The organism is Mariniflexile sp. AS56 (assembly GCF_030552475.1).
Taxonomy (GTDB): domain Bacteria; phylum Bacteroidota; class Bacteroidia; order Flavobacteriales; family Flavobacteriaceae; genus Mariniflexile.
The window spans coordinates 271,105-288,312 of sequence record NZ_JAUPED010000006.1; the positions used below are offsets into that span (position 1 = coordinate 271,105).

At 34.3% G+C, this 17,208-nt stretch carries 10 protein-coding genes; 9 read left to right on the top strand and 1 reads right to left on the bottom strand.

All coding sequences use genetic code 11. From position 1 onward, the window contains the following. Positions 1 to 3 precede the first annotated feature (3 nt). From Q5N74_RS09705 to Q5N74_RS09745, 9 genes are all read left to right on the top strand, one after another. Complete coding sequence (locus Q5N74_RS09705; RefSeq protein ID WP_304388590.1) at positions 4 to 1,569, top strand: arylsulfatase; 1,566 nt, start codon at positions 4 to 6, stop codon at positions 1,567 to 1,569. A gap of 123 nt (positions 1,570 to 1,692) precedes the next feature. Next, positions 1,693 to 3,222: a glycoside hydrolase family 172 protein gene (locus Q5N74_RS09710; RefSeq protein ID WP_304388591.1), complete on the top strand. Its 1,530-nt coding sequence runs from the start codon at positions 1,693 to 1,695 to the stop codon at positions 3,220 to 3,222. Positions 3,223 to 3,256: 34 nt separating this feature from the next. Then, entirely contained in the window at positions 3,257 to 4,744 is a 1,488-nt protein-coding gene (locus Q5N74_RS09715) for an arylsulfatase (RefSeq protein WP_304388592.1), read from the top strand. Positions 4,745 to 4,840: 96 nt separating this feature from the next. Then, positions 4,841 to 6,361: a sulfatase-like hydrolase/transferase gene (locus Q5N74_RS09720; RefSeq protein WP_304388593.1), complete on the top strand. Its 1,521-nt coding sequence runs from the start codon at positions 4,841 to 4,843 to the stop codon at positions 6,359 to 6,361. A 146-nt stretch (positions 6,362 to 6,507) separates the two neighbouring features. Further along, a complete protein-coding gene (locus tag Q5N74_RS09725; RefSeq protein ID WP_304388594.1) occupies positions 6,508 to 8,877 on the top strand; it encodes a PDZ domain-containing protein in 2,370 nt (789 codons plus the stop codon). A gap of 28 nt (positions 8,878 to 8,905) precedes the next feature. Beyond that, positions 8,906 to 9,757, top strand: a complete 852-nt coding sequence (locus Q5N74_RS09730) for a hypothetical protein (protein WP_304388595.1) — start codon at positions 8,906 to 8,908, stop codon at positions 9,755 to 9,757. 11 nt (positions 9,758 to 9,768) lie between these two features. Further along, positions 9,769 to 11,469 (top strand): family 43 glycosylhydrolase, encoded by a 1,701-nt coding sequence (locus Q5N74_RS09735; protein WP_304388596.1) that lies wholly within the window; start codon positions 9,769 to 9,771, stop codon positions 11,467 to 11,469. Beyond that, complete coding sequence (locus tag Q5N74_RS09740) at positions 11,396 to 13,561, top strand: right-handed parallel beta-helix repeat-containing protein (protein WP_304388597.1); 2,166 nt, start codon at positions 11,396 to 11,398, stop codon at positions 13,559 to 13,561. The genes Q5N74_RS09735 and Q5N74_RS09740 overlap by 74 nt, the downstream gene beginning before the upstream one ends. A 41-nt stretch (positions 13,562 to 13,602) precedes the next feature. Next, positions 13,603 to 15,786 (top strand): right-handed parallel beta-helix repeat-containing protein, encoded by a 2,184-nt coding sequence (locus tag Q5N74_RS09745; RefSeq protein WP_304388598.1) that lies wholly within the window; start codon positions 13,603 to 13,605, stop codon positions 15,784 to 15,786. An 852-nt stretch (positions 15,787 to 16,638) separates the two neighbouring features. On the opposite strand, the gene Q5N74_RS18965 is transcribed toward Q5N74_RS09745, so the two are convergent. Next, positions 16,639 to 16,803: a T9SS type A sorting domain-containing protein gene (locus tag Q5N74_RS18965; RefSeq protein ID WP_369686023.1), complete on the bottom strand. Its 165-nt coding sequence runs from the start codon at positions 16,801 to 16,803 to the stop codon at positions 16,639 to 16,641. Between the last annotated feature and the right edge of the window lie 405 nt (positions 16,804 to 17,208).

Genomic DNA, 17,208 nt, shown 5'->3' on the forward strand with positions numbered 1-17,208 from the left:
AAGATGAAAAACAAATTAATTTTAGGAATAGCAACGCTTTTATTGTTTTCAGTGAATGCACAGACTTCAAAAAACAAAAAACCTAATATCATTTATATCCTTGCAGATGATTTAGGAATAGGAGACTTAAGTGTTTATAATGAAAACAGTAAAATTCATACGCCACACTTAGACAATTTAGCTGCTGAAGGAATGCGATTTACAGATGCGCACACCTCTTCATCAGTTTGTACTCCAACCAGATATGGTATTTTAACAGGTAGGTATAACTGGAGAACACCATTAAAACAGTTTGTTACTTGGGGTACTTCACCAATGTTGATAAAAGATGATCGCTTTACCGTAGCAGATTTATTACAGCAAAATGGCTATAAAACGGCAAATATTGGAAAGTGGCACATGGGGTTAAATTGGACTCTGAAAGATAGTAGCCAAGAATTAGAATATTACTCAGGAGTTAAAGACAAGTACCCAATGGAACAATTGGATTATTCTAAACCCTTGAAAAAAGGAGCCTTAGATTTAGGTTTTGATTACTCTTATTTATTAGCAGCTTCGTTAAATATGCCTCCCTTTGTTTATTTAGAGAATGATAAAGTGGTGATGGAACCAACAGGTATATCTGAACAAAAAAGGAATGAAAATAAATATGCTTATTGGATAAAGGGACCTGTTTCTAAAGATTTTGTACATGAAGAAGTATTGCCTGTTTTTGTAGATAAAACTGTTTCATATATCAAAGAAAACGCAAAAGATGAGAAGCCTTATTTTATCTATCTTCCTTTGCCTGCACCACACAATCCAATTTTACCTATTGCACCTTGGAAAGGAAAAAGTAAAATAAATCCTTATGCAGATTTTGTTTTAATGATTGATGATTTAATGGGGAATATATTTAAAGCTATTAAAGAAAGTGGAGAAGAAGATAATACCATTGTTATTTTTACAAGTGATAATGGGTGTGCTGCAAATGCCAATTATGGAGTATTAAAAGCAAAAGGGCACAACCCTAGTTATATCTATAGCGGAAACAAAGGAAGTTATTTAGAGGGAGGGCACCGTGTTCCGTTTATTGTAAAATGGCCTAGCAAAATTAAAGCGAATAGTATTTCTGATGCAACAATTTGTACGACTGATTTTATGGCAACTTGTGCAGATATTGTAAATTATAACTTAAAAGATAATGCAGCAGAAGATAGTTACAGTATGATGCCTTTATTGTTGCAAGAAAAAGGGTATGAAAGAGAAGCAACTATTCATCATAGTAAAGAAGGGGTTTTTGCCATCAGAAAAGGAGATTGGAAATTAATTATAGATGCTAATAAAGGTTTAACGGCAGTTGGAAAACCAGATAAAAAAAGCAAGGATTTGCCTGAGCTTATATTGTATAATTTAAGAACAGATGTAGGAGAGCATGTGAATTTAGCAGACAAAAACCCTGAAAAAGTAAAAGAACTGAAAGAATTATTAATCAAACAAATTAATGATGGAAGAAGTACGCCTGGTAAAGTCCAAAAGAATGATGAGATTGATTTTCCTTGGAAACAAGCTGCTTTTGCTCTAAAATAAATGATAACAACTAAAATATAAGTTGTGAAAAAACAGATGTTTATGAAGATTTTCTTTTCAAATTTATTAGTACTGATTTTTACGATTTCAATGTCCTGTAATTCGCAGAATAAGGAAATTAGTATGACATCACTTTTGAACGAAATGGTTGATCGAGAGAAGATAGCAAGTTTTCCTCAAAAGGACTTTCGTTTAAAACAGGAAAGTAGCTATAACCGAGCTTCTAAAAGTCCTCAAGATACAGTAGGGTGGTTTACAAACCATGATTTTAATCGTACTGAAAAGGATCATAATTTTTTACGAATTGAAGAAAATAATGGTCAAAAAGAATGGGTGTTGATGGATCATCAGGGTGCTGGTGCAATCGTTCGTACCTGGATGCCGTTTAGAAGCACGAAAAATCCAAAAACAGATATTATCATCAAATTTTATTTGGATGGAGCAACTGAGCCAGCTCTTGAAGGAAATATGTTAGGCCTTTTAGATGGTACCGACCTTTTTCCTTTTCCTTTGGCACATAAATCTTTAAGATCTGCTGTTTCTTTTTTTCCTATCCCTTATGCAAAAAGTTGCAAGGTTACAGTTACAAATCGACCTTTTTTTTACCAATTCACTTATAGGGAATATGAAGAAGGAACAAGTATAAAAACCTTTACTATGGGAGATTATCAAAAAGCAAAACCCCAGATAAATGAAGTTTGTGAAACGCTTTTGAATCCTCAAAACACAATAACTGGCAAAGCGGTTAAATTACAGAGTGTTTTAGCTAAGAATGAAGAAAAGTCAGTTGTATTGCCAGAAGGGACTTCGGCTCTCAAAAATCTTTCTCTAAAGCTTGGTGATTACTCAGATTCTACAGTAACACGTTCGGTTATTCTTAAAATAGAATTTGATGGACAACAAACAGTTTGGTGTCCTATTGGCGATTTCTTTGGATCAGGTATTGGGCTAAATCCGTTTAAGGGTTGGTATCGTACGGTGACTGAAGAAGGAACGATGTCTTGTCGTTGGGTAATGCCTTACCAGAAATCAGGAAAGGTAACTGTTCTCAATCTAGGTGATAAACCTGTAGATATTCAATTAGATGCTACCGTTGGAGATTGGGAATGGAATGAAAACAGTATGTATTTTAATGCTGCATGGAGAGGGCAAAACCCTGTGCCTACTAGACCTTTTTCAGATTGGAATTATGTAACACTTAAAGGACGTGGTGTATATGTGGGAGATGCTTTAACCATTATGAACCCTGTTGAGCAATGGTGGGGAGAAGGAGATGAGAAAATATGGGTAGATGGTGAAGATTTTCCATCCATTTTTGGTACCGGTACAGAGGATTATTATGGATATTCTTGGGGAGGAATGAGTACTGATTTTTATGAACATCCATTTCATGCGCAGCCATACAGTCACAAGTATAATAAGTTAAATAGAAAAACGGAAATAGGGGAACGAAACACCAAAGGATACAGTACAGAAACGCGTACCCGTTCGCTGGACGTCATGCCATTTGGAAGTTCATTACAATTAGATATGGAAGTTTGGAGTGGAACAGATTGTGATATGGCTTATGGTGTTGGAGTTTATTGGTATGGAGATGCTACAACTACTTCAAATCGTACTCCTGATCCAAAAGGGGTATTATCTGCACATTAAAATAATATAATTATAAAATATAAAATAGTTCAAAATGAAATCAATTAAATATTTACAGAGCGCAGTTCTATTATTGCTAGTGGCTTGTACAGGAGTAAGTCAAAATAAAGGACTTAAAAACACCAAACCCAATATTATTTTGGTCATGACAGATGATCAAGGAATGGGAGATTTGGCATGTATGGGAAATCAAGTATTAAAAACCCCTCATATTGATGCCTTTTACGGTAAATCTACCAGATTTACAGATTTTCAAGTAAGTCCAACATGTGCCCCTACTCGTTCATCATTAATGAGTGGAGCTCGTCCCTTTGAAGTAGGAGTTACACATACCATTATGCAACGTGAACGTATGTCTTTAGATGTGTTTACCATGCCTCAGGCTTTACAATCTGCAGGATATAAAACAGGTTTGTTTGGAAAATGGCATTTGGGTGATGAAGAAGCATATTTGCCAACAAGCAGAGGTTTTGATGAGGTATTAATGCATGGTGGAGGTGGAATTGGACAAACCAAGTATGGTGATTTTCCAAAGAATGAAGAGAACTTATATTTTGATAACGTATTGCTTCATAATAATACCATTGTACAAACCAAAGGATTTTGTACAGACGTGTTTTTTGATGCAGCAGAAGCTTGGATACAAAAACAAGAAAAAACAGAGCAACCTTATTTTGCTTACGTGGCTTTAAATGCTCCACACGCACCATTAGTGGCTCCTGAAAAATATAAAAAACGTTTTTTAGAGTTAGGATATGACCAAGGTACTGCAGGTCGTTATGGAATGATTGAAAATATAGATGATAATTTTGGGGAATTGATGCAGAAATTAGAAGCATGGAATGCCTTGGATAATACCATTGTTATTTTTATGACAGACAATGGAGCGACACATTTAAAAGGAACACTTAATGGAAAGTCAGTAACACATTTTAACGCCAACTTACGTGGAGGGAAAAATTCACCTTTTGAAGGGGGAACACATGTACCTGCTTTTTGGTATTGGAAAGGTAAATTTAAAGAAGGAGCTGATGTGGATGGATTGACAGCTCATATAGACATGTATCAAACTTTTTGTGAATTAGCGGGAGTAAAATTACCTAAGAAAATGCAAACGTTAAGTGGTAAATCTTTAATACCGCTTTTAGAAAACCCTAAAGCAGACTGGGCAGATAGAGAATTATTTATTCACTGTGGACGATGGCCTAATGGTAAAAGTGATAGCTTCAAATACACAAAATCTGCTGTACGTACTCAACAATGGCGTTTTTCAAACAACAAAGAACTTTTTGATATTTCTGTAGATCCTTCAGAAAAAAATAACGTAGCGGCAGAACATCCTGAGGTAATTGCAGGAATGCAAAAATCGTATAATAATTGGTGGGAACATGTAAAACCTTTAATGGTTAATGAAGGTTTACCAGTTGTGGCTCCAGAAGATCAACCTTTTGCAAAGCGTTACAATAAGCAGTTAAAAGAACAAGGAATTCCAGAATGGGCTCCAAAGGAATCTAAAAATTAAAGAGGATAACTAACACATCAACGTTTATTATAAATGAAGCGTTTTAATGGATGGTAAACGTTGATGTTTTGGTTTTAATACTTTGAAAAATAACTTATGAAATATGTAAAGATTATACTGATTTTTGTTTGCTCAATGTTTGAATTGTCGGGTTTTGCTCAACAACCAAACATTGTTTTTCTGATGACAGATGACCAGCGATGGGATAATTTTGGATGTTATGGAAGACCAGAGTTTAAAACGTTAAATATTGACCGATTAGCAGAGGAAGGAGTTGTTTTGGATAGAGCCTATTATGCTATTGCTATTTGTATGCCTAGTAGAGCTACGATAATGTCAGGTCGTTATGATTCAAATCATAATGTGGATTTTTCCTACCCAAATAACCTTACATTCTCAAAGGCGGATTTTAAAGATACTTATCCAGCGCAATTAAAACAATCTGGATATCGTACAGGGTTTATAGGTAAGTTTGGTTTTCCTGTTACTGACGATACTTATAGGGCAACAGGTGGCGTTTCAGGTTATGATATGCAAAAAAATCTGGGAGAATATTTCGATTATTTTGCAGGTAATGGAGTCCATTTTAGAGGAGCTTTTAAAATGTGGCCAGAGGATGAAAGATTAAAGGAAATTTATCATAAGGATAGACCACTTAATGAAAGAACATTAAAAACGGGAGATGCGATGATCCATTTTTTAGATACACAGCCTAAGGATGAACCATTTTGTTTGTCAGTTAGTTTTTATGCGGTAAAAAATGACAAAGATATAGACATGTATCCTCCACATGTAAAGGAGTTTGAGAATCAAGATTTTAGTGTCCCAGAAAACTGGGTGGAAGGAAAAAACACGAAACTACCTAAATTACTTGATAATTGGAGGGGTGTGCCACTTCATATGCAAAGAACATCAACCCCTAAATTATATCAAAAATTAGTAAGAAGATTTGCAACTCAAGGGTATACTGTAGATCAGCAAGTAGGAAGACTGGTGGAGAAATTAAAAGAAATGGGGATACTAAATAATACGATTATTATTTACACGAGTGATAACGGCCGTTATCATGGTTCACATGGCTTGTATGATAAATCAATTCTCTATGATGAATCTGTAAAACAGCCGTTAATCGTTTTTGATGGTCGTATAACGAAAGAAAAACAGGGATATCGAGAAAATGCATTCGTATCCTCAGTAGACATCGCACCAACCATATTGTCTTTTGCAGGTATAGAAGCTCCTGAAAAGATGCAAGGAAATAGTTTTAAAGGAATATTAGATCATACTCAAAATAGAGATCTATGGCAAAAATCGGTATATTCAGAAAGTCTTTTTATTACAAATTTACATTCTAAAAGAAAATATCCTGATTTTGAAATAGCAAATCAAAATATAATTAAAGCGAATAAATCTTATAGATCTAGGGGAATGAGGGATGATAAGTATAAATACATTATTTATTATGAACATGATCCAGTTATTGAAGAATTATATGAAGTAGACAAAGATCCTTATGAGATGAATAATTTAGCAAATGATAAAAAATATGTTGAAGTATTAGCAAAACTTAGGATAGAAACTGAAAAGAAATATCAAAGTATAAAAAAAGAAGAATAGCCTAAGTGTTATAGCATGTGAAAATGACCAACATGATGATCATTTAATTGTTTATAGGGGTAAAAAAAATTATAAATAAATGTGACTCCGTTTTTTAAAAATAACGGTTAGTTTAATTAAAAATCAATTAATAAAATATATATAGTATGAAAAAAAATATGTCAATTATTTTCTGCTTCTTATTAGGAAGTCTTTTATCTACAGCTTATGCCGTGGATATTTATGTAAGTACCGAGGGTTCTGATGAAAACAAAGGAACGGCAAACAAACCTTTAGCAACATTGGCTGCAGCTCAACAAAAAGCACGTACTTATGCAGGTAAAGAGTCTGTAACCATTTATTTTGCTGATGGGGTTTATTATTTATCAGAAACAATTGTTTTTTCGCCGGAAGATTCAGGATCAGAAAAATATCCGATTGTCTATCGTGCTCAAAATGAAGGCGGAGCTGTGTTAAGTGGTGGAGTAAAATTAGCACTTACATGGAAACCTTATCAAGATGAGATTTATCAAGCAAAAACACCAAAAGGAATTGTAATTGATCAAGTTTTTGTTGATGGATTGAATCAACGTATGGCTCGTTACCCTAATTATGATGCCACTAAAAAAACAGATGCTTATCAAGGATACGCAGCCGATGCTTTTTCTAAAGAACGTGCTGCTGGGTGGCAAAATCCTAAAGGAGGTTATATTCATGCCATGCATTCAAAAGAATGGGGAGGATATCATTATATCATCACAGGAAAAAAAGGGAATGGAGAGGTAACTTATGAAGGAGGTTGGCAAAACAATCGCCAATTAGGGATGCATCCAGAATATAGAATGGTTGAAAATATCTTTGAAGAATTAGATGCATCAGGAGAGTGGTTTCATAATGAAGAAACACAGACTTTATATTACAAACCAGAATCCTCTACAAATTTAGAAACAGCCAAAGTTGAGGTGGTTCAATTAAAGGAATTGATAGATTTTCAAGGTGAGATAAAACATCCTGTAAAATATATTACGTTGCAAGGGTTTGTGGTTAAACATGCAGCTAGAACATTTATGGATACCAAAGAACCAATGGTACGTTCAGACTGGACTATTTATAGAGGAGGAGCATTTAAATTAACAGGTACAGAAGATATTCAGATTTTAGATTGTGAATTTGATCAAGTGGGAGGAAATGCCATTTTTGTAAATAATTACAATCGACGTACTTTAATCAAAGGGAGTCACATTCATCATACAGGAGCAAGCGGAGTTTGTTTTGTGGGAGACCCAAAAGCTTTGCGTAACCCTTTGTTTGAGTATGGTGAAAAAAATGAAGTTTCAAGAATTGATAAAACCCCTGGTCCTAAAACAGAAAATTATCCTGCATTAGGTACTGTTGAAGATTGTTTGATTCATAATGTAGGAACTGTTGAACGTCAACCTGCAGGAGTACAGATTGAAATGGCTATGGAAATAACCGTTAAAGATTGTTCTATTTACGATTGTGCTCGTTCTGGAATTAATATTGGAGATGGAGCTTTTGGTGGACATATTATTGATAGGTGTGATGTTTTTAATACGGTGTTAGAAACACATGATCATGGTTCTTTTAATTCATGGGGAAGAGATCGTTATTGGAGGCTTAATAATTTTGATATCAATAAATATCCAGAATTACCATTTGCAGATGCAATAAAAACTACTACCATTAGAAATAGTCGTTGGAGATGTGATCATGGTTGGGATATTGATTTAGATGATGGTTCTACCAACTACGATATTTATAACAATTTAATGTTGTCTGGTGGTTTAAAACTTCGAGAAGGATACAGAAGACGTGCTTGGAATAATATTACGGTAAACAATACTTTTCATCCACATGTGTGGTATGAAAATAGTGGAGATGAGGTTTTTTCTAACATTTTTATGTTTGTTTATCAAGGGGTAAAAGTACCAACGGCAAATAATACAGGAAAACGTGTTGATAGTAACCTTATATTTAATTCAGATTTAACACAAAAATTTGGATGGGATGAAAATTCAATTGTAGCAGACCCTCAATTTATAGACCCAGCAAATGGAGATTTTAGAGTAAAAGAAGGTTCACCAGCCTTTGATATTGGGTTTAAGAACTTTCCGATGGATCAATTTGGAGTTAAAAAGCCAAGTCTAAAAGCAATTGCAAGAACACCAATAATTCCTGCTTTAGGAGTGTCAGAAACACTTAAAAATAAAGGAAGAGCAAATAAGGGAAGAAAACCTACTTGGTTAGGAGCTACTGTTAGTAGTTTATCAGGAATGGAATTTTCGGCTTACGGAGTTTCTAAAGAAGATGGTGGTATTGCTTTATTAAACGTATCTAAAAAATCTAAAGCAGCCAAAGTTGGTTTGTTAGAAGGAGATTTAATTTTAGCAGCAAATGGTAGAAAATTTATGAATCTGAAACAGTTTTTTAGATTTATGAATAATATAAAAGACTCAGAAGTTACTTTAAAAGTTGTAAGAGAACAAAAAGAGATAGAAATTAAAACGGCTTTATAATTTTAAACTTAACAGCAGAACTATAATTATGAGGTTAAAACTTTTTATATGCTCAATTCTTTGTTTGTTACTAAACCTTTCTGAGGTTTCGTCTCAAACGTTTCAAAAGAATAAAGATTTGTTACTAGCAAATTTCGATTTAAAACCTGATGAAGATGATATTATGGCTGCTGCTGCTTTGGCTTGTATGCTAAAACATGCAGGTTTTGAAGGTGTAAATTACTATGCTGTAGCTGGCGCTTATGGAGATCAAAATCATATATTCATTACAAAGGGTGTGCCTGATTATTATAATAAGTTGTTTGGTCCGGAGAATTTAAATTGGACCAACGCACATAATTATTGGAACGAATCTGTTGCTAGGGTAAAAAATAAAGTTGTTACTGTTTTAAATTCTGGTGGTAAGATTTTTGTTCAAGAAGCAGGACAATCAAACTTTACGTATGATGTATTGCAGGCTGTAATTGCTGAAGGAATTGCGATAGCTGGTATTAAAAAAAATGTAATTATTGTACAACATAGTAATTACAATGAAAAAAACACAACGCCTTCAAAATTACTGTGGTTAAAGGAACATACAATTTATAAAAAAATTGATGATGGAAACACTAGTGATAATGAAACTCCAGGGTATCGCTCTAAAGATACGAAATGGTTAGCGCTTGCAAAATCGACTGAAAACCCAAATAAAGTTGCTAGAAATATTTGGATGTTGGCGGATGAAGTTTGTGATTCATGGGAATCTACTTGGACAAATAAATGGATTGCTGCAGGAGGTGTAGATTTTTCTGACTGTGTCGAAAATTGGAACATATTCAATCTTGGTAAAGAGAGTAATGATATTGCTTCTTTCTGGAATACATATGTCACAAATAAATAAAATGAGAAATAATGAGAGTAAAAATATTCTTTACAGTTTTAATTTTGGCATTGCAACTGACTGCTCAAAACCGGCGGTCAAATCCATTTGTAAGCCACATGTTTACTGCAGATCCTTCAGCACATGTTTGGGATGATGGACGGTTATATGTGTATCCATCAACAGATAATGCACCACCCAAAGGTTATAAAACTATGGATGGCTATCATGTGTTCTCAACTGATGATATGATTAAATGGAAAGATCATGGCGAAATTTTACATTCAAGGCAGGTTGATTGGGGACGAGAAGAAGGTGGCTTTATGTGGGCACCAGATTGCGCATATAAAGATGGTGTATATTACTATTATTTTCCGCACCCAACTGGAGCAGATTTTAGAAAAACTTGGAAGATTGGTGTAGCGACAAGTTCCAAACCAACAACAGATTTTAAAGTACAAGGCTATATTGAAGGACTAGAAGCATACATTGACCCTTGTGTATTCATTGATGATGATGGTCAGGCTTATTTATATATAGCAGGGCATAACCAGTGTTACGGTGTTAAGCTCAAAGAAAACATGACTGAAATTGATGGAGAACTCATCAAACAAACAGGGCTTGATGGTTTGCGTGAAGGTCCTTTTGTATTTAAACGGAATAACATGTATTACATGATTTACCCAGATGATTTCCCGAAATTCAATAAAATGCGCTATGCCATGAGCAAAAGTCCGTTAGGCCCTTGGGAAAACAACGAAGTCTTTTTAGGTAGCACAGATGTGATTACTACGCATGGCTCGGTTGTAGAATACAAAGGTCAGTGGTATTTATTTTATCACAACGGCAATCTATCTGGTGGTATAGGCCCAAATCGTTCTATTTGTTTTGATCCTATTTTTTTTAATGAAGATGGTACGATTAACATGGTAGAGCAAACATTAGGTGTTCAATTACCAACTTTTCATAAGGAAATTAATTTTAATGGTATGATGGGTGCCTTATCTGAAGGCGATTATAATCAAGCAGAATTGCAAAAACAAGGTATTCAACCAAAGAATATTTCTTCTATTGAAATTCCAAAAGGATATAAAATTGAAGGCTTTGAAGAAGATAATTTCACAGGGAAATCTTGGGTTTTCGTTGAAAATAGAATTAATTTGAATGCTATAGGTTGCAAAGCTGTTATTAAATCACTTAAAATTTCAAAGTTTAAAGATGAAAACCTCGTTAAAAACGCGTCTTTTGAACTTGCCACAGAAGAGCATATTAAAAATTGGATAAGTCGTTCTGCTAAATTTTATAACAGATTCTTGGATAATTCAGCAAAAGGATATTATGCGATGCAATATAAAGGTAAAGGGAATGCAAAGGCAAATACTCAAAATATAGAACTGACTCCAAACACCAATTATCAACTTAGTGTAAAACTAAAAGTAGATTCTGGAACAAATGGAAAAGTAATTTTTGATACCAACGGAAGCTTTGATGAATCTTGTAAATTTGAGTTGGATTCGAATACCAAAGCTGATAAATGGGTAGAATTCAAAGGTGTATTTAATAGTGGAAATTTGTCAAAAATAGAGTTACGTTGTTTAATGTCTGATGATTTTAATGGCGTTTGTTATTGGGATGAAGTAATATTAAAAGCGAAATTGAATGAAACTACAATGGATTATAATATTGATGCTATTTTTTGGATGTCAGTCTATTACACCTCAATCAACAACTAACTTAAAGGCGGATTTCTACGTGTCGACCAAAGGCTCTGATAATTGGTCTGGAACATTAGATAATCCGAATGCAGAAGGTACCGATGGGCCTTTTGCAACTTTGGAGCGTGCAAGAGATGCTGTTAGAAAGTTAAAAAAAGGCAAATTAAAAAACATCGTTGTTCTTATTCGAGAAGGCGTGTACCAACTTAAAAAAACGGTTGTATTCGGTCTGGAGGATTCCGGAGAAGGTGATTCAACCATTACTTATTCGGCATATCCTAGAGAGAATCCCGTGTTCAGTTCTGGGCAGGAAATAAACGGTTGGAAAAAAGAGACTTCAGAGCTTACTGGATTACCAGACGAAGCAAAAGGAAAGATTCTAGTAGCAGATGTTTCTCATAAGTTTTTAACACTTTATGATGAAGAAGGTATGCTGCCACGAGCTCGATCTGATAAATACAATGCTTTAAAGGGAACTAATTCTAATGAGCTCTATTTTTCTAAAGGGGAGTTAAAAAACTGGACAAACATTAAAGATGTAGAAATTTTTGTGCGTCCAACCCGAGATTGGATTGTAAATATGCTGCCATTGATTTCAGTTGATCAAGAAAAAGGCGTTGCTCGTACAGGAGTTCCTGCCACCTATGCCATGCAAAAGAAAGGGTATTGGGTAGAAAATGTGTTGGAGGTATTGGACAAACCAGGAGAATGGGTATTGAACACAAAAGAAGGGAAAGTTTATCTATGGCCACGAAACGATTCATCTGTGTTTGCACCAAGACTATTAGAACTGATTCGTGTTGAAGGCAAAATTGATTTTGAAGGTCCAACAGATATTCCTGTTCGAAACCTTCATTTTAGTGGTCTTACTTTTAAACATGCCGAACGTTATACCTTAACCAAAGATGATGCAGGTTTACAACACGATTGGGACATGCTCGACAAGAATAACGCTATGGTGCGTTTACGAGGTGCCGAAAATTGTGTGATTGAAAATTGCCATTTTTTACATGGAGGAAGTGGTGCCATTCGAGTAGATTTATATGGAATTAATAACAATATATCAAGTAACCATATTGAGTATATGGGAGGTGGAGGTATTCTGCTTTGCGGTTATGGACCAGGAACAAAAGATGTAAATAAAAAGAACACTGTATATAACAATAATGTGCACCACGTTGGTGAAATATATTGGCAATCGCCAGGGATATTTCTTTGGAATAGTGGTGAAAATCGAGTGGCCAACAATTTAATTCATGATACGAATTATTGTGGCTTAATTGTTTCGGGATGTGTTATCCGATTTTTTGCACACAATAAAAAACGCGAGCAATTTCGAGCCATTAGGTGGCATGAAATAGGTGAATTGCCCAAAGAACTAACAGCAGATGCAGTACGACCATATTGGCACAGTAGAAACAATATTATTGAATACAACGAAATTCATAATGTGATGAAAAAGTTGGGTGATGGTAACGGTATTTACATTCGTGCTGCTGGACCCGGTAACATAATCAGACGTAATTTTGTACATCATCTCGTTGCCGAAACAGGAAAACAAAGTGGTATTAGAACTGATGGCGGACAAATGGATGCACTCATTGCCGAAAACATTATCTATAAATGTACTTCACAAGGGATGACCTTAAAATTGAACAACCGTTTTGAAAATAATATTATTGCAGAGGTTATTGCGCCACCACGAGGCGTCTATTTAAAAATTGTTGAAGGTCCAATGCATGGTGCAAGTAATAAAAAAAATATTTATTATTCAACTATAGATAATATCACCTTCATTTCTCAACCTTCACCAGGCAAAGGATTAGTAGGTGAAGATAGCCGTGGCAGAGTACCCGCTACAATGAAAGATGTGGATTCTGATTTCAATATTTATTACTGTAAGGCAAATAATAGTTTGGCTGAAAAAACGTTGAAAAGTCTTCAGGAAAAAGATAACTCAGACATTAATAGTATTGCTTTAGATCCATTATTTGTAGACCCAGAAAATGGTGACTTTAGATTTAAACCAGATTCACCTGCAATAAAAATGGGGATAAAACAAATAGACATTTCCGAAATTGGATTACGTACCGAAGTTCAAAAAGAATAAAATTATTGAAAACTAAATATTTAACTAATAAAACAAACACCATGAAAAGACAATTTATTATAATACTAATGCTGATAGTTGGGTTCGCATGTAGCAGCTCGAAAATAGTATCAGAAAATAAAGCTGATTTTTATGTATCCACTCAGGGGTCAGACCAATGGTCTGGTACATTGGCTAGTCCAAACGCAGAAGGCACAGATGGTCCTTTTGCAACATTAGAACGTGCTAAAGATGCTGTACAGGATTTGAAAAAAAACAAATCAAAAGATATTGTAGTACACATTCGAGGCGGAGTATATAAATTAGATAAAACGGTAGTATTTGGTCTGAAGGATTCTGGAGACGGAACAGCAACAATAACCTATGAAGCTTATCCCAATGAAACACCAGTTCTTAGTTCAGGACAGGAAATCAAAGGTTGGAAAAAAGTAACTACCGAAATTAAAGGATTACCAGAATCAGCAAAAGGAAATATTTATGTAGTAAATGTTTCTGATACCTTTTTAACACTCTATGATGATGAAGGGATGCTTCCAAGAGCGCAATCCAATGGTTTTATTGCTGAAGATAAAACTAATGGTAGAAATAGAATCCATTTTCCTGACAATGCATTCAAGAATTGGACTAATATGGATGATGCTGAAATAAAAGTAAGACCGCATCATGCTTGGATAACAAATATGCTTCCTGTAGAATCTTTCAATGAAAAGAAACAAATTGCTAATACTTCAATTGATGCAACGTATGCCATGAATGTGTTGCACTTTCTTAAAGACACTGAAAATATTTGGGTAGAAAATGTTATTGAAGAACTAGACGAACCAGGTGAATGGGTAATAAATACTAAAGAAGGCAAAGTATATCTTTGGAAACGTAATGAGTCTCCAGTGTTTGCACCTACATTAAATGAGTTAATCCGTGTTGAGGGAAAAATTGATTTTGATGGGCCTAGAGATATTCCTGTTCGAAATCTAGTTTTTAGAGATTTAACATTCAAGCATGCTAAACGCTATGTGTTAACCAAAGATGATAAAGGGTTACAACACGATTGGGATATGTTGGACAAGGATAATGCCGCTTTAAGATTTCGTGGAACAGAAAATTGTGTGATAGATCAATGTCATTTTCTTCATAGTGGAAGTGGTGCCATCCGTGTAGATTTATATGGTATTGGGAATACGATTTCAAATAATCACATAGAGCATATGGGCGGTGGTGGAATTCTTTTGGCAGGATATGGTCCTGGTACTAAGGATGTCAATAAAAAGAATACGGTTTATAATAATCATATCCATCATGTAGGAGAGGTGTATTGGCATTCTCCTGGTATTTTTCTTTGGCAAAGTGGCGAGAATCGAGTAGCTAATAATCTCATACATCATACGGATTATACGCCGCTAATTCTATCTGGCTGTATGACAGATTTCTTTGCGAAGAAAGGAAATGGACGTGAACTCGTTCGTACCCTACGTAGAGATGAAATGCCAGAATTTGAAGAGGGGTTAAGTCTTGAAGATGTATTACCTTATTTGCATACACACGATAATATTATTGAAAACAATGAAATTCATCATGGGATGCAGAGACTTGGAGATGGCAATGCTATTTATATTCGTGGAGCTGGTAAGAATAATATCATTCGTCGTAACTACATCCATGATATGGTTGCGGATATGATTATGCAAGCGGCTATTCGTACAGACGGTGGGCAAACGGGTACTTTGATTACTGAAAATCTTATTTATAACGCCACTTCACAAGGTATTCTTACGAAGCTAGATAATAAAGTGGAAAATAATATTGTTGTCAATATTATTGCACCACCGCGTGGTTACTATTTATCAGTACGGGAAGGTCCTTTGACTGGTGCGTCAATTAAGCGTAATATTTTTTATGCGATATCTAAGGAAGCAAGTTTTATTGATGAATTACCTGCAAAAAGAGACGGAGGGTCTGAAGACAGAAGAGGGCGTTCATTGGCTCGGGTAATGGATGCGGACACCGATTACAATATTTATTTCAATACAGTTGATTTAGAGATGGGTAAGGCTTTAATTGAGAAAAATCAAAAGAATGGTGTGGATTTAAATAGTCAAGCGGTAGATCCTCTATTTGTTGATCCTGAAAATGGCGACTTTAGGTTTAAACCAGATTCGCCGGCATTAAAAATGGGTATAGTTCCAATTGATTTATCCAAAGTTGGATTGAGAAAGGAGCTAGAATAAGTTTAGGCGTATAGCAATTTAATTATTTGGTGTATTTAAACTTAATAAATACACCAAGCTAAAAATATATAAATGAAAACACTATTAAATATATACTTATTTGTTTCGCTATATTTTCATATTCTACCTCGGTTCTGTCGCATTAATTAGGAATCGCCGTTTTTTTTTAAGAGAATCTGATTTAAAGAAGCTAGAGCACAGAAAGTTTTAAATATTGAAGATTTAGGTTTCAAGATTTGATCCTTTCTAATCATATTTATTACTTCTATCGTTCTTTGTGCTGACTCAAATTCTTTAAACCCTGTTGAAATTGGACTTGCAATAAAAAGGAGGCGGAACAAAAGTTTAAAAAAAAAGGAAAACGCTCTGGATATAAGAAGTAAATCCGTTTTAATTTCTTTCAGGATGATTTATCTTGTAATTTATCTAAATTATAACAAGCTAGATAATAAAATCTAAAAACGACCTCCACTAATTTTTAGCATGAATTGTTCATTAAATTTATAGTGGTTTGTGCTTCTTTGGGGTGTTTTTTTACTTGAAAAAGTATAAATGTTTTAGCAAAACAAAAAAGTCAAGAATAAAATTCCTGACTTTCCTAGTGTTTATAAGTAGCGAGAGGGGGGCACGATCCCCCGACCTCCGGGTTATGAACTCAAATGCCGTGATTTACTAAGCACGTTTGCTGGGCTCACAAGCCTATAAAATTTAAAAACGTATGCAAAAACGTATGCAGTTTTTAGTTTTCTGATTAAAAAAATACTGTATGCAATTTAATGAAAATTTGGAGAACAATGACTTCAAATTATCTAAAATTAGATTATAACAAATATTTTTATTAAACATTCTAAATCAAGCATTATTTATAAATTTAATTTTATTGTCATTACCAAATTTTAAAAAGGATATACCATTGGAAAGACTTTCTATATTAATTTTATCATTTTCAGATATAGAAACTTTACTTATTTCTGCACCAAGTGTATTATATATACTATAATTTTCGGTTTTAATCAATTCTAGTATTTGAATAAAATCATTGGTGAGATTTGGATATCATTAAGTATTTATGGTTATACTTTCTGATCCATTCATTGATAGAGGTAGGAGCAATACCATAAAATTCACCTATGGGTTTTTGTTTAGTTTACCGGTTGTTGTTTCTCCTAAAATTTTCAGTTTAAAAGGTTCTGATTACTTTGTCATTTTTGTAAATAATGTTTAAAATTATGTAGCCTTATTTTAAGAGGGGCACTATGTTTGCCAACATCTAGGTTATGGTTAGTACAGGATTAGAAGTTCTGAACTTTAAACTAAGCAATAAACACCGTATTAATTATAGCTATTGTGCCTGTTGCACAAGTTAAGAAAAAGCTTTGATGAGATTGTATAAAAAAGGGAAATTTCTTATCTTTATATATG

Coding starts and splice junctions, on each gene's coding strand:
- Q5N74_RS09705 (WP_304388590.1), top strand. CDS start 4: ATGAAAAACAAATTAATTTTAGGAATAGCAACGCTTTTATTGTTTTCA.
- Q5N74_RS09710 (WP_304388591.1), top strand. CDS start 1,693: ATGACATCACTTTTGAACGAAATGGTTGATCGAGAGAAGATAGCAAGT.
- Q5N74_RS09715 (WP_304388592.1), top strand. CDS start 3,257: ATGAAATCAATTAAATATTTACAGAGCGCAGTTCTATTATTGCTAGTG.
- Q5N74_RS09720 (WP_304388593.1), top strand. CDS start 4,841: ATGAAATATGTAAAGATTATACTGATTTTTGTTTGCTCAATGTTTGAA.
- Q5N74_RS09725 (WP_304388594.1), top strand. CDS start 6,508: ATGAAAAAAAATATGTCAATTATTTTCTGCTTCTTATTAGGAAGTCTT.
- Q5N74_RS09730 (WP_304388595.1), top strand. CDS start 8,906: ATGAGGTTAAAACTTTTTATATGCTCAATTCTTTGTTTGTTACTAAAC.
- Q5N74_RS09735 (WP_304388596.1), top strand. CDS start 9,769: ATGAGAGTAAAAATATTCTTTACAGTTTTAATTTTGGCATTGCAACTG.
- Q5N74_RS09740 (WP_304388597.1), top strand. CDS start 11,396: ATGAAACTACAATGGATTATAATATTGATGCTATTTTTTGGATGTCAG.
- Q5N74_RS09745 (WP_304388598.1), top strand. CDS start 13,603: ATGAAAAGACAATTTATTATAATACTAATGCTGATAGTTGGGTTCGCA.